The sequence below is a fragment of the Rhodococcus sp. no. 34 genome (assembly GCF_054589475.1).
Genome location: NZ_BAAILK010000041.1, coordinates 16,918 through 30,695 on the forward strand (window position 1 = coordinate 16,918; position 13,778 = coordinate 30,695).

General features: G+C 62.2%; 12 protein-coding genes and 2 tRNA genes. 8 read left to right on the forward strand and 6 right to left on the reverse strand.

Translation table 11 applies throughout. The features are described from left to right. Positions 1-128: 128 nt before the first annotated feature. A complete protein-coding gene (locus ACYP01_RS17530) occupies positions 129-752 on the forward strand; it encodes a DsbA family oxidoreductase (RefSeq protein WP_003944541.1) in 624 nt (207 codons plus the stop codon). Here the strand turns inward: ACYP01_RS17530 and ACYP01_RS17535 are convergent. Next, positions 740-1,618: a M48 family metallopeptidase gene (locus ACYP01_RS17535; protein ID WP_054826987.1), complete on the reverse strand. Its 879-nt coding sequence runs from the start codon at positions 1,616-1,618 to the stop codon at positions 740-742. The genes ACYP01_RS17530 and ACYP01_RS17535 overlap by 13 nt on opposite strands. A 100-nt stretch (positions 1,619-1,718) precedes the next feature. On the opposite strand from ACYP01_RS17535, the gene ACYP01_RS17540 reads away from it, so the two are divergent. Both ACYP01_RS17540 and ACYP01_RS17545 read left to right on the forward strand, forming a co-directional pair. Next, positions 1,719-2,192, forward strand: a complete 474-nt coding sequence (locus ACYP01_RS17540) for a ribose-5-phosphate isomerase (RefSeq protein ID WP_003944571.1) — start codon at positions 1,719-1,721, stop codon at positions 2,190-2,192. Between the two features lie 15 nt (positions 2,193-2,207). Then, positions 2,208-3,005 carry an Fpg/Nei family DNA glycosylase gene (locus ACYP01_RS17545; RefSeq protein ID WP_003944531.1) on the forward strand — a complete coding sequence of 266 codons (798 nt, stop codon included), beginning with the start codon at positions 2,208-2,210 and terminating at the stop codon, positions 3,003-3,005. Here ACYP01_RS17545 and ACYP01_RS17550 read toward each other — a convergent pair. Both ACYP01_RS17550 and ACYP01_RS17555 read right to left on the reverse strand, forming a co-directional pair. After that, complete coding sequence (locus ACYP01_RS17550; protein ID WP_314676466.1) at positions 3,002-3,769, reverse strand: DUF1542 domain-containing protein; 768 nt, start codon at positions 3,767-3,769, stop codon at positions 3,002-3,004. The genes ACYP01_RS17545 and ACYP01_RS17550 overlap by 4 nt on opposite strands. Before the next feature lie 194 nt (positions 3,770-3,963). Next, positions 3,964-4,037 (reverse strand) — tRNA-Gly (locus ACYP01_RS17555). A 408-nt stretch (positions 4,038-4,445) separates the two neighbouring features. On the opposite strand from ACYP01_RS17555, the gene ACYP01_RS17560 reads away from it, so the two are divergent. The 5 genes from ACYP01_RS17560 to clpX all read left to right on the forward strand — a co-directional run bounded on the left by ACYP01_RS17560 (position 4,446) and on the right by clpX (position 9,153). Then, positions 4,446-4,519, forward strand: a tRNA-Pro gene (locus ACYP01_RS17560). Positions 4,520-4,651: 132 nt separating this feature from the next. Continuing rightward, on the forward strand, positions 4,652-6,025 hold the full coding sequence (gene tig, locus ACYP01_RS17565) for a trigger factor (RefSeq protein ID WP_007730958.1): 1,374 nt from the start codon (positions 4,652-4,654) through the stop codon (positions 6,023-6,025). Positions 6,026-6,241: 216 nt separating this feature from the next. Further along, on the forward strand, positions 6,242-6,829 hold the full coding sequence (locus tag ACYP01_RS17570) for an ATP-dependent Clp protease proteolytic subunit (RefSeq protein ID WP_007730960.1): 588 nt from the start codon (positions 6,242-6,244) through the stop codon (positions 6,827-6,829). Between the two features lie 48 nt (positions 6,830-6,877). Then, a complete protein-coding gene (locus ACYP01_RS17575; RefSeq protein WP_003944539.1) occupies positions 6,878-7,540 on the forward strand; it encodes an ATP-dependent Clp protease proteolytic subunit in 663 nt (220 codons plus the stop codon). 332 nt (positions 7,541-7,872) lie between these two features. Then, the gene (clpX, locus tag ACYP01_RS17580) at positions 7,873-9,153 is read left to right on the forward strand and encodes an ATP-dependent Clp protease ATP-binding subunit ClpX (RefSeq protein WP_003944582.1); all 1,281 of its coding nucleotides are present in this window, start codon (positions 7,873-7,875) and stop codon (positions 9,151-9,153) included. Between the two features lie 101 nt (positions 9,154-9,254). Here clpX and ACYP01_RS17585 read toward each other — a convergent pair whose 3' ends face one another. From ACYP01_RS17585 to ACYP01_RS17595, 3 genes are all read right to left on the reverse strand, one after another. Beyond that, entirely contained in the window at positions 9,255-10,592 is a 1,338-nt protein-coding gene (locus tag ACYP01_RS17585) for an MFS transporter (RefSeq protein ID WP_003944496.1), read from the reverse strand. A gap of 203 nt (positions 10,593-10,795) precedes the next feature. After that, on the reverse strand, positions 10,796-13,018 hold the full coding sequence (locus ACYP01_RS17590; RefSeq protein WP_459681492.1) for a glycoside hydrolase family 3 C-terminal domain-containing protein: 2,223 nt from the start codon (positions 13,016-13,018) through the stop codon (positions 10,796-10,798). Positions 13,019-13,089: 71 nt separating this feature from the next. Beyond that, on the reverse strand, positions 13,090-13,764 hold the full coding sequence (locus ACYP01_RS17595) for a TetR family transcriptional regulator (RefSeq protein WP_019749082.1): 675 nt from the start codon (positions 13,762-13,764) through the stop codon (positions 13,090-13,092). Between the last annotated feature and the right edge of the window lie 14 nt (positions 13,765-13,778).

Genomic DNA, 13,778 nt, shown 5'->3' on the forward strand with positions numbered 1-13,778 from the left:
TACTGCGATCGGGAGGTGGTTCGGGGGAAAGCGCGGGAAGGATTGCGGGTTCATGATTGTTGGGAGAACGGGAGTATGTCCCCGAACTGATATGACCTGACCGACATGAACTGATAGGGAGTTTCTTCGTGAGCGCAACCTCGAGCAAGACCACGGACACTGCTGACTTCTGGTTCGATCCGCTCTGCCCGTGGTGCTGGATCACCTCACGCTGGATTCTCGAGGCCCAGCAGGTACGCGACATCGAGGCCAAGTTCCACGTGATGAGCCTTGCGGTTCTCAACGAGGGCCGTGACCTTCCCGACGAGTACCGGGAGATGATGACCAAGGCCTGGGGCCCGGTCCGTGTCGCCATCGCTGCAGCGCAGCTGAAGGGTGACGAGATCCTGCTGCCGCTGTACACGGCTATGGGGACGAAGATTCACAACGAGGGCAACAAGGATTTCGCCGACGTCATCAAGTCGTCCCTCGCCGAGGTCGGCCTGCCACCTGAACTGGCCGAGGCCGCCGACACCGACAAGTACGACGAGGCTCTGCGCGAGAGCCACCACAAGGGCATGGACGCCGTCGGACCCGACGTCGGAACCCCGACGATCCATGTCAACGGCGTGGCGTTCTTCGGCCCCGTGCTCTCACGCATCCCGCGCGGCGAGGACGCAGGCAAGGTGTGGGACGGCGCAGTCGCGCTGGCCGGCTACCCCCACTTCTTCGAGCTCAAGCGGACCCGTAACGAGGATCCTCAGTTCGACTGAGCGGCAGTGAGCGCCGGATTTCGGTAGAGCTGACCCGGCCGGAAGAACAGATGCCCTGAGTGCGTGCGGTTGCGAAGCGCAGCCGCACGCCAGGTCAGCACCGGATGCGACGACAAGATGTTGACGAACCACGGGAAAAACCCGGATTCGAGTGTCGCCCGATCGGCCAGTTCGTCGAACCCGACCAGACCCACCAGATACTTTCCCGCGCCTAGGACGCCCATCGCGCCCGGTGCACCCTGCGGACGCATGTGAAAGCCGAAGTTGTCCGCCGTGTACTCCATGGAACGCGACAGCGAAGACCCGATCACCGGAATGTAGTTCGACGCGAACTGTCCCCACTGGCGCCAGTACGACGCATGCCCAGCAGCGATGTGGCCGACCTCGTGGCCGATGATGAATGCGAGCGCATCGGGCTCGCGTGCCTGCCCACCGACTTCGAACAGGTCGCTGTAGACGACGACGAAACGGCGAAATCCGTGCCCCGACGCGAACGCGTTGATCCGTCCGTTCCCCAGCACGACGTAGGCATCCGGCGGAGTTTTCATGCCGAACCGTGCCGCAGCCTCGGCAACCAGCTGATACCCCTCCGGAAACTGTGAAGGCGTCATCTTGATTCCGTTGACCTGTTGCGATCCGTACAGCTGACCTCGCGCGAGGAACAGCAGGATCGGAGCCGCGAGCACCACGAGGATCCACGTCGACAGATCACCCGCAGCGATCAGAACGATCGCCACCACATAAGTGACGACCGTCGTCAGCACCGCGAGCACGAGTAGCGGGATTTCCCACGGGTGGCGAACGGCGTCACTGCCCGGTGACACACGAAGGGCGGGTGCAGCGGCCTGGCCGTTGACGGGGTACATGGGCACCACGATAGGTGTGCTCGCGCGGCGATGCGTGTTCCTGAAAGTGTGACGTCGACCCGGGTGCGCCCGGCTGGTCGGGCCTGAGAGAATTGTCGCCATGCGCGTATACCTGGGTGCCGACCATGCCGGATTCGAACGAAAGAACGAGATCATCGAACACCTGAAAGCGAACGGCCACGAGGCCATCGACTGTGGTGCTCACGAGTACGACGCCGTGGACGACTACCCGGCTTTCTGCATCGAAGCCGCAAAGCGCGTCGTCGCCGACGAGGGCAGCCTGGGAATCGTCCTGGGTGGCAGTGGCAACGGCGAGCAGATCGCAGCGAACAAGGTTCCCGGCGCACGGTGCGCCCTCGCTTGGAGCGTCGAAACGGCGAAGCTGGCACGTGAGCACAACAACGCTCAGCTGATCGGCATCGGCGGACGTATGCATTCCCTCGAGGAATCGCTTGCCATCGTCGACGCTTTCCTCGCCACCGCATGGTCGGGTGAAGAGCGCCACCAGCGTCGTATCGACATCCTGTCCGAGTACGAGAAGACCGGCGTCGCACCGGCTCTGCCGCAAGCCTGATCCGAAAGTTGTTCCGTGCCTGAAGGTCATACCCTGCACCGGCTGGCACGGTTGCATGCCCGCAAGTTCGTCGGTTCACCGGTCCGCGTCCTCAGTCCGCAAGGCAGATTCGCCGAGGACGCGCGCCTGGTGGACGGACACGTACTCACGTCCTCGGATGCCTGGGGAAAGCACCTCTGGCACACGTACGACAACGGTCTGACAGTTCACGTACACCTCGGGTTGTACGGAAAGTTCACCGACGCCGCCCTGCCGATGGAAGAACCGGTAGGCCAGGTCCGGATGCGAATGGTCGGTGCCGATTTCGGCACCGACCTTCGTGGTCCCACCGCCTGCGAAGTCCTGCTACCTCCTCAGGTCGCCGCGATCGAGGCCAGACTCGGGCCGGACCCACTGCGCCGCGACGCGGATCCAGAGAAGGCCTGGTTGCGAATCTCCAAGTCCAAGACGGCAATCGGCGCCCTGCTGATGGACCAGGCGGTCCTGGCGGGTGTCGGCAACGTCTATCGCGCCGAACTTCTCTTTCGTCACGGAATCAACCCTGAACGACCGGGGAATCTCGTCTCTCACGGCGAGTGGACCGCGATGTGGGCAGACCTTGTCGAATTGATGAAAGTCGGCGTCAGGCGGGGGAAGATGCACGTCGTTCGCGCCGAGCACGACAACGGAGATCCGGCGTACGCGAAGGATCGTCCGCGTACCTATGTCTACAGAAGAGCAGGATCGCCGTGCCGCGTGTGCGGCACACCGATCCTGCATTCCGTCATGAAGGCACGAAACCTGTTCTGGTGCCCGGTGTGTCAGTCGGCTTAGAAGTCGAAGCCTCCGAAGTCTCCGCCACCGAAATCGCCGCCTCCGAAGTCCCCGTAGTCGCTGCCTCCACCGTCTGCGGTGAAATCGGTGTTGTCGATACTTCCTTGATCCGCGCCGGCGTCCATGCCCTGATCTCCCGAGTCGCCCAGATCTCCCGAGTCGCCGGCTCCGGTATCGCCACCCTGGGCGAAAGCCTCTGCGCCGTAAGGAACCCCGGCCATGCCGGAGAACATGGTCGAGAACAGCATCATCGAACCCAGACCCCAGGCGCCGGCGACGAGTGCAGGCTTCCACCAGGGTTCGGAGTACCAGCCGGCCGGGACCGGGCGTCCGGCGACTCGGCCACCGGGGTAGTAGTTGGGTGTGTGCGACGACGGATTGGGTGATGCCGCGACCTTGCGGCCCTCGAATTCGACCTCACGGTCTTCGGTGACCGAACCGGCAGCCTTCTGTCCGTCGATGGAAGGAACTTCCGGTCCCGGATCCATGCCCATCGCCACCCGTGCCGCGCGGATGTAGTAAAGCCCTTCCAGTGCAGTCTGTTTCGCGAGACGTGCTTGGACCGGCGTTGCGGCCTGATCGATCTGCGAGCCTGCGGCGTTGTACCGTTCGGCCGCGTCGGCGAGGGCTTGGCGCGACGCGTCGTCACTGCCGGTCAGGTTGTAGACCTGACCGCCGAGGCGTTCGATCGCCTGCCGGGCATCGGCTTTCGCATCGTCGAGTTGTGTTGCGCTGTGGCCGGAACCGCGTTGCTGGCTTTTCATGACCAGAAATACGACTACGGCCAGAACGACGAGTATGAGAAGAATCGTGGTCACGAGTGGCCTCCCGAGCAGAATCGATCCGGACAACTCCAGGATACGGACTGCAGGGGAGTGGTCTGAGTGGACAAAGTCGGAACACAAAAAATCCGCACCGGCTGGGCCGATGCGGATCTTTTGTGGAGTTTCCCTCCTGATGGAGGGGATGACGGGAATCGAACCCGCGTGATCAGTTTGGAAGACTGAGGCTCTACCATTGAGCTACATCCCCGTGCATACGACAACTCGGGATCGCCGTGTTCGTCGTCTGCGATACGAAACTGTACCCAATGCCCCACCGGATTTCATAATCGGGGGGTCGGAGAAGTTCGAGACCGTCGTTCACCTGGGGAATTGGCGAATTGCTCGGCGAGTCGGGGTGTCTCGGCCGCAGGCGCGGCTTCTGATTCCGGCTCTGAATGGCAGTTGAGGCAAGGCTGTATGTGGCTGCCGTATGTGGCTGCCGTCGGATGACATACTGACGGGGTCGACAGCCGGGCCGTGTACAAATGGCGGTCGGGTTCGTGAGAGAGTAGTGAGCGCGATAGGGTTGTGCGCGGTCACCGATGGTGGCTGCCTTTGTGGCCCGCTGTCTAAGTGGCCTCGGATGGCCGTATCGTGTGTTTCATGTGATCGGAAACGGGATGTAGCGCAGCTTGGTAGCGCATCCGCTTTGGGAGCGGAGGGTCGCAGGTTCAAATCCTGTCATCCCGACAAGTACGTACATGGCACTTCACCTCCAGTAAGTCCGGGAGTGAAGTGCCGCGCCAGACAGCAGTACCGAACACACAGCAGTACCGATTCAACACAAGTTGTGAGCAAGACCAGACGAAGGAGCGAAGTTTCGTGAAGAGCACCGTCGAGCAGCTCAGCCCGACGCGAGTCCGTATCAACGTTGAGGTGCCCTTCGCGGAACTCAAGTCTGATTTCGACAAGGCCTACAAGGCCCTCGCGCAGCAGATTCGTCTCCCCGGCTTCCGTCCCGGCAAGGCTCCGGCCCGCCTCCTCGAAGCGCGTGTCGGTCGCGGCGCTGTGCTCGAGCAGGTCGTCAACGACGCTCTGCCGTCGCGTTACTCCGAGGCTGTCACCAGCGCCGGCGTGAAGGCCATCGGCCAGCCCGAGATCGAGGTCACCAAGATCGAAGACGGCGAACTCCTCGAGTTCACCGCCGAGGTCGACGTGCGCCCGGAGATCGAGCTCCCTGACTTCAGCTCCATCAACGTCGAGGTCGATCCGATCGAGATCACCGACGAAGCCATCGAAGAGCAGCTGCTTTCGCTGCGTCAGCGTTTCGGCACCCTCACCGGCGTCGACCGCGCAGTCGAGGACGGCGACTTCGTCTCCATCGACCTGTCGGCCACCGTCGACGGCGAGAACGTTGCCGAGGCAACCGCGAGCGGACTGTCGCACGAGGTCGGTTCGGGCCAGCTCATCGAGGGCCTCGACGAAGCCATCATCGGCCTCAAGGCGGGGGAGTCCAAGGACTTCACGTCGACGCTGGTCGCCGGCGAGTACGCAGGCAAGGAAGCTGTTGTCACCGTGACCGTGCAGACGGTCAAGGAGCGCGAGCTTCCGGCTGAGGACGACGAGTTCGCTCAGCTCGCCAGCGAGTTCGACACCCTGGAAGAACTGAAGGCTGACCTCCGTGAGCGCGTCGCACGCGTCCGCAAGGTCGAGCAGGCCGGTCAGATCCGCGACAAGGTTCTCGAGCAGCTGCTCGAGACCGTCGAGGTTCCGTTGCCGGAGGCCGTCGTCAAGGCTGAGGTCGACGCTGCACTGCACGACGCCGTTCACGGTCTCGATCACGACGAAGAGGCACTGAACAAGCTCCTCGAAGAGCAGGGCAGCAGCCGCGAAGAGTTCGACAAGGATGCACAGGAAGCCGCTGAGCGCTCCGTCAAGACGCAGCTCTTGCTCGACTCGATTGCCGATGCGGGCAACGTCACCGTCGGTCAGGACGAGCTCACCGAGCGCATCCTGTTCCAGGCGCAGCGTTACGGCATGGCTCCTGAGCAGTTCATCCAGCAGATCCAGCAGGCCAACCAGCTCGGCGCCGTCTTCGCAGACGTCCGTCGTGGCAAGGCTCTCGCGTCCGTCGTCGAGTCGGCCGGTGTCAAGGACACCTCCGGCGCAGTTGTCGACACCGCAGAGCTGTTCGGCAGCAGTGAGGCCGAAACCGAAGCGGACGAGTCTGATTCCGCCGAGAGCGAAGACAAGTAAAAACGCAGGCGGACGGGTGTTTTCACCACGATCGACTGCACTGAGTTTTCCGCTTTGAGCGAAGTAGGGCGGCACCGGGACTCCGGTGCCGCCCTACTTCGTTACTGTCTGTGTCAGTAGAAGTGTTTCGCATAGACGATCCACCGCACAAGTAGATCCACATAGAAGGCAGGTACCGTGACTTCCAATCACCTGGAGACTTTGCAGAGTCCCGCCATGACTTCAGCGACCGCTGGGTTGAACCTCAGCGACTCGGTGTACGAGCGCTTGCTGCGAGAGCGCATCATTTTCCTCGGTACCCAGGTCGACGACGACATCGCCAACAAGCTGTGCGCACAGATCCTGCTGCTCTCGGCCGAGGACCCGACGCGAGACATCTCGCTCTACATCAACTCGCCCGGTGGATCCGTGACCGCAGGTATGGCGATCTTCGACACGATGCAGTTCGCCGAGTGCGACATCGCCACCTTCGGCATGGGCCTTGCGGCGTCGATGGGTCAGTTCCTGCTCTCGGCAGGCACCAAGGGCAAGCGCTACGCACTGCCTCACGCCCGCATCATGATGCACCAGCCGTCCGCCGGCATCGGTGGTTCCGCCAGTGACATCGCGATCATGGCCGAGCAGTTCAAGCACACCAAGCGCGAAATGGCCGAGCTGATCGCTCAGCACACCGGCCAGACGGTCGAGCAGATCACCGCGGACTCCGACCGTGACCGTTGGTTCACGGCGAAGGAAGCTCTCGAGTACGGCTTCGTCGACCACGTCGTCTCCCGTGCGAATCAGGCCGGCGGCACCGGCAACTGAGCCGGTTCGCCCATCCTTTCGCTGCCCAATTCATACTTTGGAGAACTGATGACCAATCTTTTCGGAGCTAACTCGCTGGGCGGCCAGGCGCCGTCGGGCCCCCAATCGCGTTACATCCTGCCCCAGTTCACGGAGCAGACCAGCTACGGCGTCAAGACGTCCGACCCGTACAACAAGCTGTTCGAGGAGCGCATCATCTTCCTCGGCTCGCAGGTCGACGACGTCTCCGCCAACGACCTCATGGCGCAGTTGCTGGTTCTCGAATCGCAGGATCCGGACCGCGACATCACCATGTACATCAACTCGCCCGGTGGTTCTTTCACCGCGCTGATGGCGATCTACGACACGATGCAGTACGTCCGTGCCGACATTTCCACCGTCTGCCTCGGTCAGGCTGCTTCGGCAGCTGCCGTGCTTCTGGCCGGCGGTACGCCGGGCAAGCGCTTCGCGCTCCCCAACTCACGCATTCTGATCCACCAGCCGGCTACGGGCGGCATCCAGGGTCAGGTTTCCGATCTGGAGATCCAGGCTGCGGAGATCGAGCGTATGCGTCGGCTCATGGAGAGCACGCTGTCGCTGCACACGGGTAAGGATCCGGAGACCATCCGCGTCGACACCGATCGCGACAAGATCCTCACGGCCGAGCAGGCCAAGGAGTACGGCATCATCGACGACGTGCTGGCTTACCGGAAGCTCAGCGCACAGAAGTAGTCGATTTCCGCCTCGTGTCGAGGATCTGTATCCCGATTCCCGACACGAGGCGGACACGTCGAGAAGTGCCTGGTGGAGCGCTCGCCAGGCTGAAATCTCGACTCTTTTCTTTTTTATCCGCAGGCGAAACGCCGAGAACAGGTCGACCCCGTTCGGGATCTGCGGGTACCGTCACTTCACGGGCTGGTTCTCGACCGGCGTTCTGCGATTGTTCGACCAGATTTGTTCGATCAGTTTGTCTGATCTGACAACTACCGAAGTACTGCGGAGCGTCTCGACCGATCGAGTGGCGGCGAGTGCACGTACATGATGGAAAGTAGGGACCTCACGAGATGGCACGCATCGGCGACGGCGGGGATCTGCTCAAGTGCTCTTTCTGCGGTAAGAGTCAGAAGCAGGTCAAAAAGCTCATTGCAGGACCCGGGGTGTACATCTGCGACGAGTGCATCGACCTCTGCAACGAGATCATCGAAGAGGAATTGGCCGAATCGAGCGAAGTCAAGCTCGACGAGCTTCCCAAGCCTGCGGAGATCCGAGAATTCCTCGAGAACTACGTCATCGGTCAGGACTCCGCCAAGCGGACGTTGGCCGTGGCCGTCTACAACCACTACAAGCGCATTCAGGCCGGCGACAAGGGCCGTGACGCGCGGGGTGAGACGGTTGAGCTCGCGAAATCCAACATCTTGATGCTCGGCCCCACCGGCTGTGGCAAGACGTATCTCGCTCAGACTCTCGCGAAGATGCTCAACGTCCCGTTCGCCATCGCTGACGCGACGGCGTTGACCGAGGCCGGTTACGTCGGTGAGGACGTCGAGAACATTCTGCTCAAACTGATTCAGGCTGCCGACTACGACGTCAAGCGCGCCGAGACCGGAATCATCTACATCGACGAGGTCGACAAGATCGCCCGTAAGAGCGAGAACCCCTCGATCACGCGTGACGTGTCCGGCGAAGGCGTTCAGCAGGCGTTGCTGAAGATCCTCGAAGGTACGCAGGCGAGCGTCCCGCCGCAGGGTGGCCGTAAGCATCCGCACCAGGAATTCATTCAGATCGACACCACGAACGTGCTGTTCATCGTCGCGGGCGCTTTCGCAGGTCTCGAGCGGATCGTCTCCGATCGTGTCGGCAAGCGCGGTATCGGTTTCGGCGCCGAGGTTCGGTCGAAGGCCGAACTGGATACGGTCGATCGTTTCGCCGAGGTCATGCCGGAGGATTTGATCAAGTTCGGTCTGATTCCCGAGTTCATCGGCCGTTTGCCGATGATCGCGTCGGTGACCAACCTCGACAAGGAATCGCTCGTTCAGATCTTGTCGGAGCCCAAGAACGCTCTCGTCAAGCAGTATCGTCGCCTGTTCGACATGGACGGCGTCGAACTCGAGTTCACCGAAGAAGCGCTCGACGCTATTGCCGATCAGGCGATCTTGCGTGGAACCGGTGCGCGTGGCCTGCGCGCCATCATGGAAGAGGTTCTTCTTCCCGTGATGTACGACATTCCCAGCCGTGACGACGTCGAAAAGGTGGTCGTCACCGCGGAGACCGTCAACGACAACGTACTTCCGACCATCGTTCCGCGTAAGCCGGAGCGTGGCGAGCGTCGCGACAAGACGGCGTAGAAAATTCAAAACGACTGTGGCCCGGTATCTCTCGCGAGATGCCGGGCCACAGTGGTTCGTGTAACACAGTCGTTCGTGCAGGATGTCTGTCGGGTATTCGGCTAGATCGGGTTGCCGAGTTCCTTGAGGGGAGTGCGGAACGTCTCCTTGGCGGTGAACGCCGAGATCGCGCAGATGACGCACGCCACCGAAGTCAGAATGGCGACGGGCATCCAGTGTGTCTTGTCGCCGCCCATGAGGGCGTTGCCGATGGCGGGGGCAAAGCCTGCGAGGGCGAAGCCGACCTGGGTTCCGATTGCGATGCCCGAGTAGCGGACCTTGGTGTTGAACATCTCGGAGTAGAACGACGGCCAGATGGCATTCGGGGCAGCGTAGAAGACGGACATCAATCCGATTGCGGCGAGGAAGATCAGGGGAACGTTGCCGCTGGCGATTGCGCCGAAGTACACGTAGATGAACACGGCGCTACCGAGGGCCCCGCCGATGAACAGCGGCCTGCGACCGATCCGGTCGGAGAGCATCGCCCAGGCGGGCTGACTGAGCAGGGCTACGGCGTTGGCTGCGATGGCAACCCAGAGCATGGTCGACTTCGGAATCCCCACTTCTTCGGTGGTCGCGAAGGCGAGTCCGAAGACGGAGAAGATGGTCGAGACGACGGCGATGAAAGCGCAGCAGATCACGCGAATCAGATTTGCGCTGTGGGTGCGAAGAAGATCGGCAACAGGCAATTTGGCGACGGTCTTGGATTCCTGCTGCTCGGTGAACTCTTCGGGCTCTTCGAGCTTGAGACGCATGATGTATGCCGCGACCAGAACGATCAGGCTGCCCCAGAACGGGATTCGCCAACCCCACGTGTAAAGGATGTCGTCGGGGAGCGCGGCGATGGGCAGGAATACGAGGCTGGCGAGGATGAAGCCGGCCTGGGTGCCGTTGAGGGTCCAACTGCAGAAGAACGCCCGTCTGCCTTCGGGGGCGTGTTCGAGCGTCAGTGAGCTGGCACCGCTCTGTTCACCCGCGGCGGAGATGCCCTGGGCGATTCTCATCAGGACAAGAAGGATCGGTGCAAGAACTCCGATCGAATCGGCGCTGGGAATACATCCGATGAGGAAGGTGGCTGCGCCCATCAGAATGAGCGTGAGCAGCATGATCTTCTTGCGGCCGACGCGGTCACCGAAATGGCCGAGGACTACAGCGCCGAGGGGACGCGCGACGTACGCGACGCCGAAGGTGGCCAGCGAAAGCAGAGCCGCATGTCCGCTGTCCGGGAAGAACACAGTGGGGAAGATGAGCGCAGCGGCGGAGGCGTAGATGTAGAAGTCGTAGTACTCGAGCATGCTGCCGAGAAACGACGATGTTGCGGCGCGCTTGACCTTGGTCGTGTCCGGTCTGGCCAAGGATCCCGCCTCGGGCCCGGACGGTGTAACCGTGCTAGCTGACATGCTCATCTCCTGGGTGGAAGCGTCGTGGAGGCTCTACATCCGCCGATGGTGTTCGTCGAGAGTGTTCGTATCGAGAACGTCTGTGCGGAGAGCGATACAAGGAATGTAACCGACGCCACAGCGACTACACAAGATTATTAACCAAATAGTTCATAAAAATCTACTGGCGGTCACGCCGCTCGTCGAAACCGCAGTTCAGGGAGTTAGGGGGCCGGCTGTGCTGCGGCCGCCACCAACTGCTCCACCTGTTCCTCGGTGATCCCGAGGCCGAAGGTGGCGAGTTTTCCGAGCGGCATCGAGCCTGCGAGTGCCATCATCTCTGGGCTGACCGCCTGTGCGCCGTCGCCCGCTGCGGCAGCCATGGCGGTGCCGAGAACTGCGCTGCCGACGGGATGGGCGAGCCATTCGCCGATGGTCGACATGGCGTCGAGCGTGCCGACGCCGACGTTTCCGGCCAGCGTGATCGTGTCGGTGGTCGCGATGTCCCGAGACGAGAAGCCGACGCGGATCTCGTAGTCGCCGGCCTCGATCGCCCAGTCCTGCGCCGCGACGGACCAATAGGCAAATGCCCTGGTGTCGAGCGTGATGGTCACACTCGCGGATTCGTCGGGGTCGAGGTGCACCTTGGCAAAGCCTTTCAATTCCTGCGCAGGACGATCGACGCCTTTCGAGGCGTCGTGAACGTAGACCTGAATGACGGTGCTGCCCGATCGGTCGCCGCTGTTGCGCACGGTGACGGTCACTTCGGCGGAGTTCTCACCGGCCTCGACGGAGGTATCGGTGATGTCGAAGGTGGTGTAGCTCAGCCCGAACCCGAACGGGTACGCCACTTCGCGCAGCGCGGAGTCGTAGTAGCGGTATCCCACGTACAGGCCTTCGCCGTAGCGGACGTGCTGCTGTGATCCCGGGAAATGCAGATACGACGGATTGTCTTGGAGGCGAAGCGGAATGGTCTCCGTCAGGCGGCCGGACGGATTCGTGATGCCGAACAGAAGATCGGCAATCGCCGAGCCGCCCGCCTGGCCGAGTAGCCAGCCCTCGAGGATTGCGGCGGCATGATCCTTCCAAGGCTCGATCGCAACCACACCGCCGTTGGCGAGCACGACGACCGTGTTCGGGTTCGCGCCGTGGACCGCTTCCAGCACGGCGATCTGGTCAGCCGGCAGTTCGATGTCGGTTCGGTCGAATCCTTCGGATTCCGTGGCGGACGGTAGTCCGAGGAACAGCACCGCGACGTCGGCGCGGCGTGCGGCGTCGACAGCCTCGGTGACCATGTCGTCGTCCGGAGTGCCGTCGAAGGTGAAGCCCGGTGCGAAAGTGACGCGGTCGGCGCCTTCGAGGTCGAGGATCGCGTCCAAGGCATTGTCGAGCCTGGTCGGGACCACCTGTGAACTGCCGGCTCCCTGGTACCGCGGGCTGCATGCGAATTCGCCGATCACCGCGACGGTTTGCCCGCCGGGGGTCAGCGGCAGTATTTCTCCGTCGTTGGCCAGCAATACAGCGGACTCCGCCGCAGCGGTCCGTGCCAGTTCGTGGTGACGCTCGACGTCGTACGTGTAGCCCTCGGTGCGCGCGGCGGCGGTGCGTGCCACCAGCGTCGCCAGGCGCTCGGCGGCAGTGGTGAGCACTGATTCGTCCAGGTCGCCGCCGCGCACGGCGTCGACGATCTGGGTATCGGTTCCGGTCGGCGGCATTTCCAGGTCGAGGCCCGCGGCGAGTGCCGCCACGCGGTCGTTGACCGCTCCCCAGTCCGAAACGACGAGGCCGTCGAAGCCCCACTGTTCGCGGAGTACCTCGGTGAGCAGCCAATGGTTCTGGCTCGAGTACACACCGTTGATCTTGTTGTACGAGCACATGACCGTCGTCGGGGCCGCAGTCTTGACGGCGTACTCGAAGCCGGCCAGATAGATCTCGCGCAGCGTCCGTTCGTCGACGTCGGCACTGACTCTCATCCGGTCGTGTTCTTGGTTGTTGGCAGCGAAGTGCTTGAGCGAGGTTCCGACGCCGCGAGACTGGATGCCGGTGATCAGCGCTGCCGCGACGCGGCCGGAGAGGAATGGGTCCTCGGAGACGTATTCGAAATTCCTGCCACACAAGGGTGATCGTTTGATGTTGATGCCTGGGCCGAGGAGGACCGAGACTTGTTCGGCTTTGGCCTCGTCGCCCAGAGCCTCACCGACCTGGCGGATGAGGTCGAGGTTCCACGACGAGCCCAACCCGACCGCCGGTGGGAAACATGTCGCTGGAATGCTGTGGCCGAGTCCGAGTGCGTCGCCGCCCTCGGGTTGTTTCCGGACTCCGTGCGGACCGTCGGTCAGGAGTATCGATTCGATGCCGGCAACGGACTGGCTGTGCCAGAAATCCGAGCCGGACGTCAACGACGCCTTCTCCTCGAGTGAAAGCCCGTCTACGTAATTCTCGGTCACGTCATTCCTCCCGGTGGCAGCTGTGAGTTCCACTCACCACCGTAGGGGGATTTTTCGGACTTCGGGGTGGGTCAGGACGGCGCCTTCGAGGTCAGGAACGCAACAACCATGTCGCCGAGCATTGTTCGAAGATGCTCACGATGCGTCGAGTCGGTCAGATCGCGGTCGAAGAGCGCTTTGAAGGTGTAACGATTGGCGATACGAAAGACGCAGTAACTGCTGATCAACATGTGAATGTCGAGAGCATCGACGTCGGAGCGGAATGCCCCAGACTGCTGTCCGTCGTGGAGGATCTGCGAGACCAGGTCTGCGGCGGGGGCGCCGAGGCCGCTGAGTAGCTCGGATTTCTCGATGTGCTCGCCGCGGAGCATGTTCTCGTTGGCCACGAGCCGAATGAAATTCGGGTGTTGTTCGTGGTGGTCGAAGGTGAGTTCGGCCAAGGCGCGGACCGCTGCGGTGGGGTTCAACCCCTCGAGGTCGAGTTCGCGTTCCTGTGCGCGAATGACGCTGTACGCATGCTCGAGGACGGACTTGTACAGCCCTTCCTTGTCGGTGAAGTAGTAGTAGATCATGCGCTTGGTGGTGTGAGTCTTGGTTGCGATCTCGTCCACTCGGGCGCCGGCAAAGCCTTTGTCGGCAAACTCCTCGGTGGCGACGGCGATGATGTTCACCCTGGTCAGATCGCTGTTTCGGCGTCGCTTCTCCGGCTTCGACACCACGGAGTTCACTGACTGCTCGGAAACCATGTGCTCACTCTATC

What these genes read in the sequence shown, in the direction of transcription:
- ACYP01_RS17535 (WP_054826987.1), bottom strand. Translation starts at nt 1,618, where the DNA reads ATGTACCCCGTCAACGGCCAGGCCGCTGCACCCGCCCTTCGTGTGTCA.
- ACYP01_RS17540 (WP_003944571.1), top strand. Translation starts at nt 1,719, where the DNA reads ATGCGCGTATACCTGGGTGCCGACCATGCCGGATTCGAACGAAAGAAC.
- ACYP01_RS17550 (WP_314676466.1), bottom strand. Translation starts at nt 3,769, where the DNA reads ATGAAAAGCCAGCAACGCGGTTCCGGCCACAGCGCAACACAACTCGAC.
- ACYP01_RS17570 (WP_007730960.1), top strand. Translation starts at nt 6,242, where the DNA reads ATGACTTCAGCGACCGCTGGGTTGAACCTCAGCGACTCGGTGTACGAG.
- ACYP01_RS17575 (WP_003944539.1), top strand. Translation starts at nt 6,878, where the DNA reads ATGACCAATCTTTTCGGAGCTAACTCGCTGGGCGGCCAGGCGCCGTCG.
- clpX (WP_003944582.1), top strand. Translation starts at nt 7,873, where the DNA reads ATGGCACGCATCGGCGACGGCGGGGATCTGCTCAAGTGCTCTTTCTGC.
- ACYP01_RS17585 (WP_003944496.1), bottom strand. Translation starts at nt 10,592, where the DNA reads ATGTCAGCTAGCACGGTTACACCGTCCGGGCCCGAGGCGGGATCCTTG.
- ACYP01_RS17595 (WP_019749082.1), bottom strand. Translation starts at nt 13,764, where the DNA reads ATGGTTTCCGAGCAGTCAGTGAACTCCGTGGTGTCGAAGCCGGAGAAG.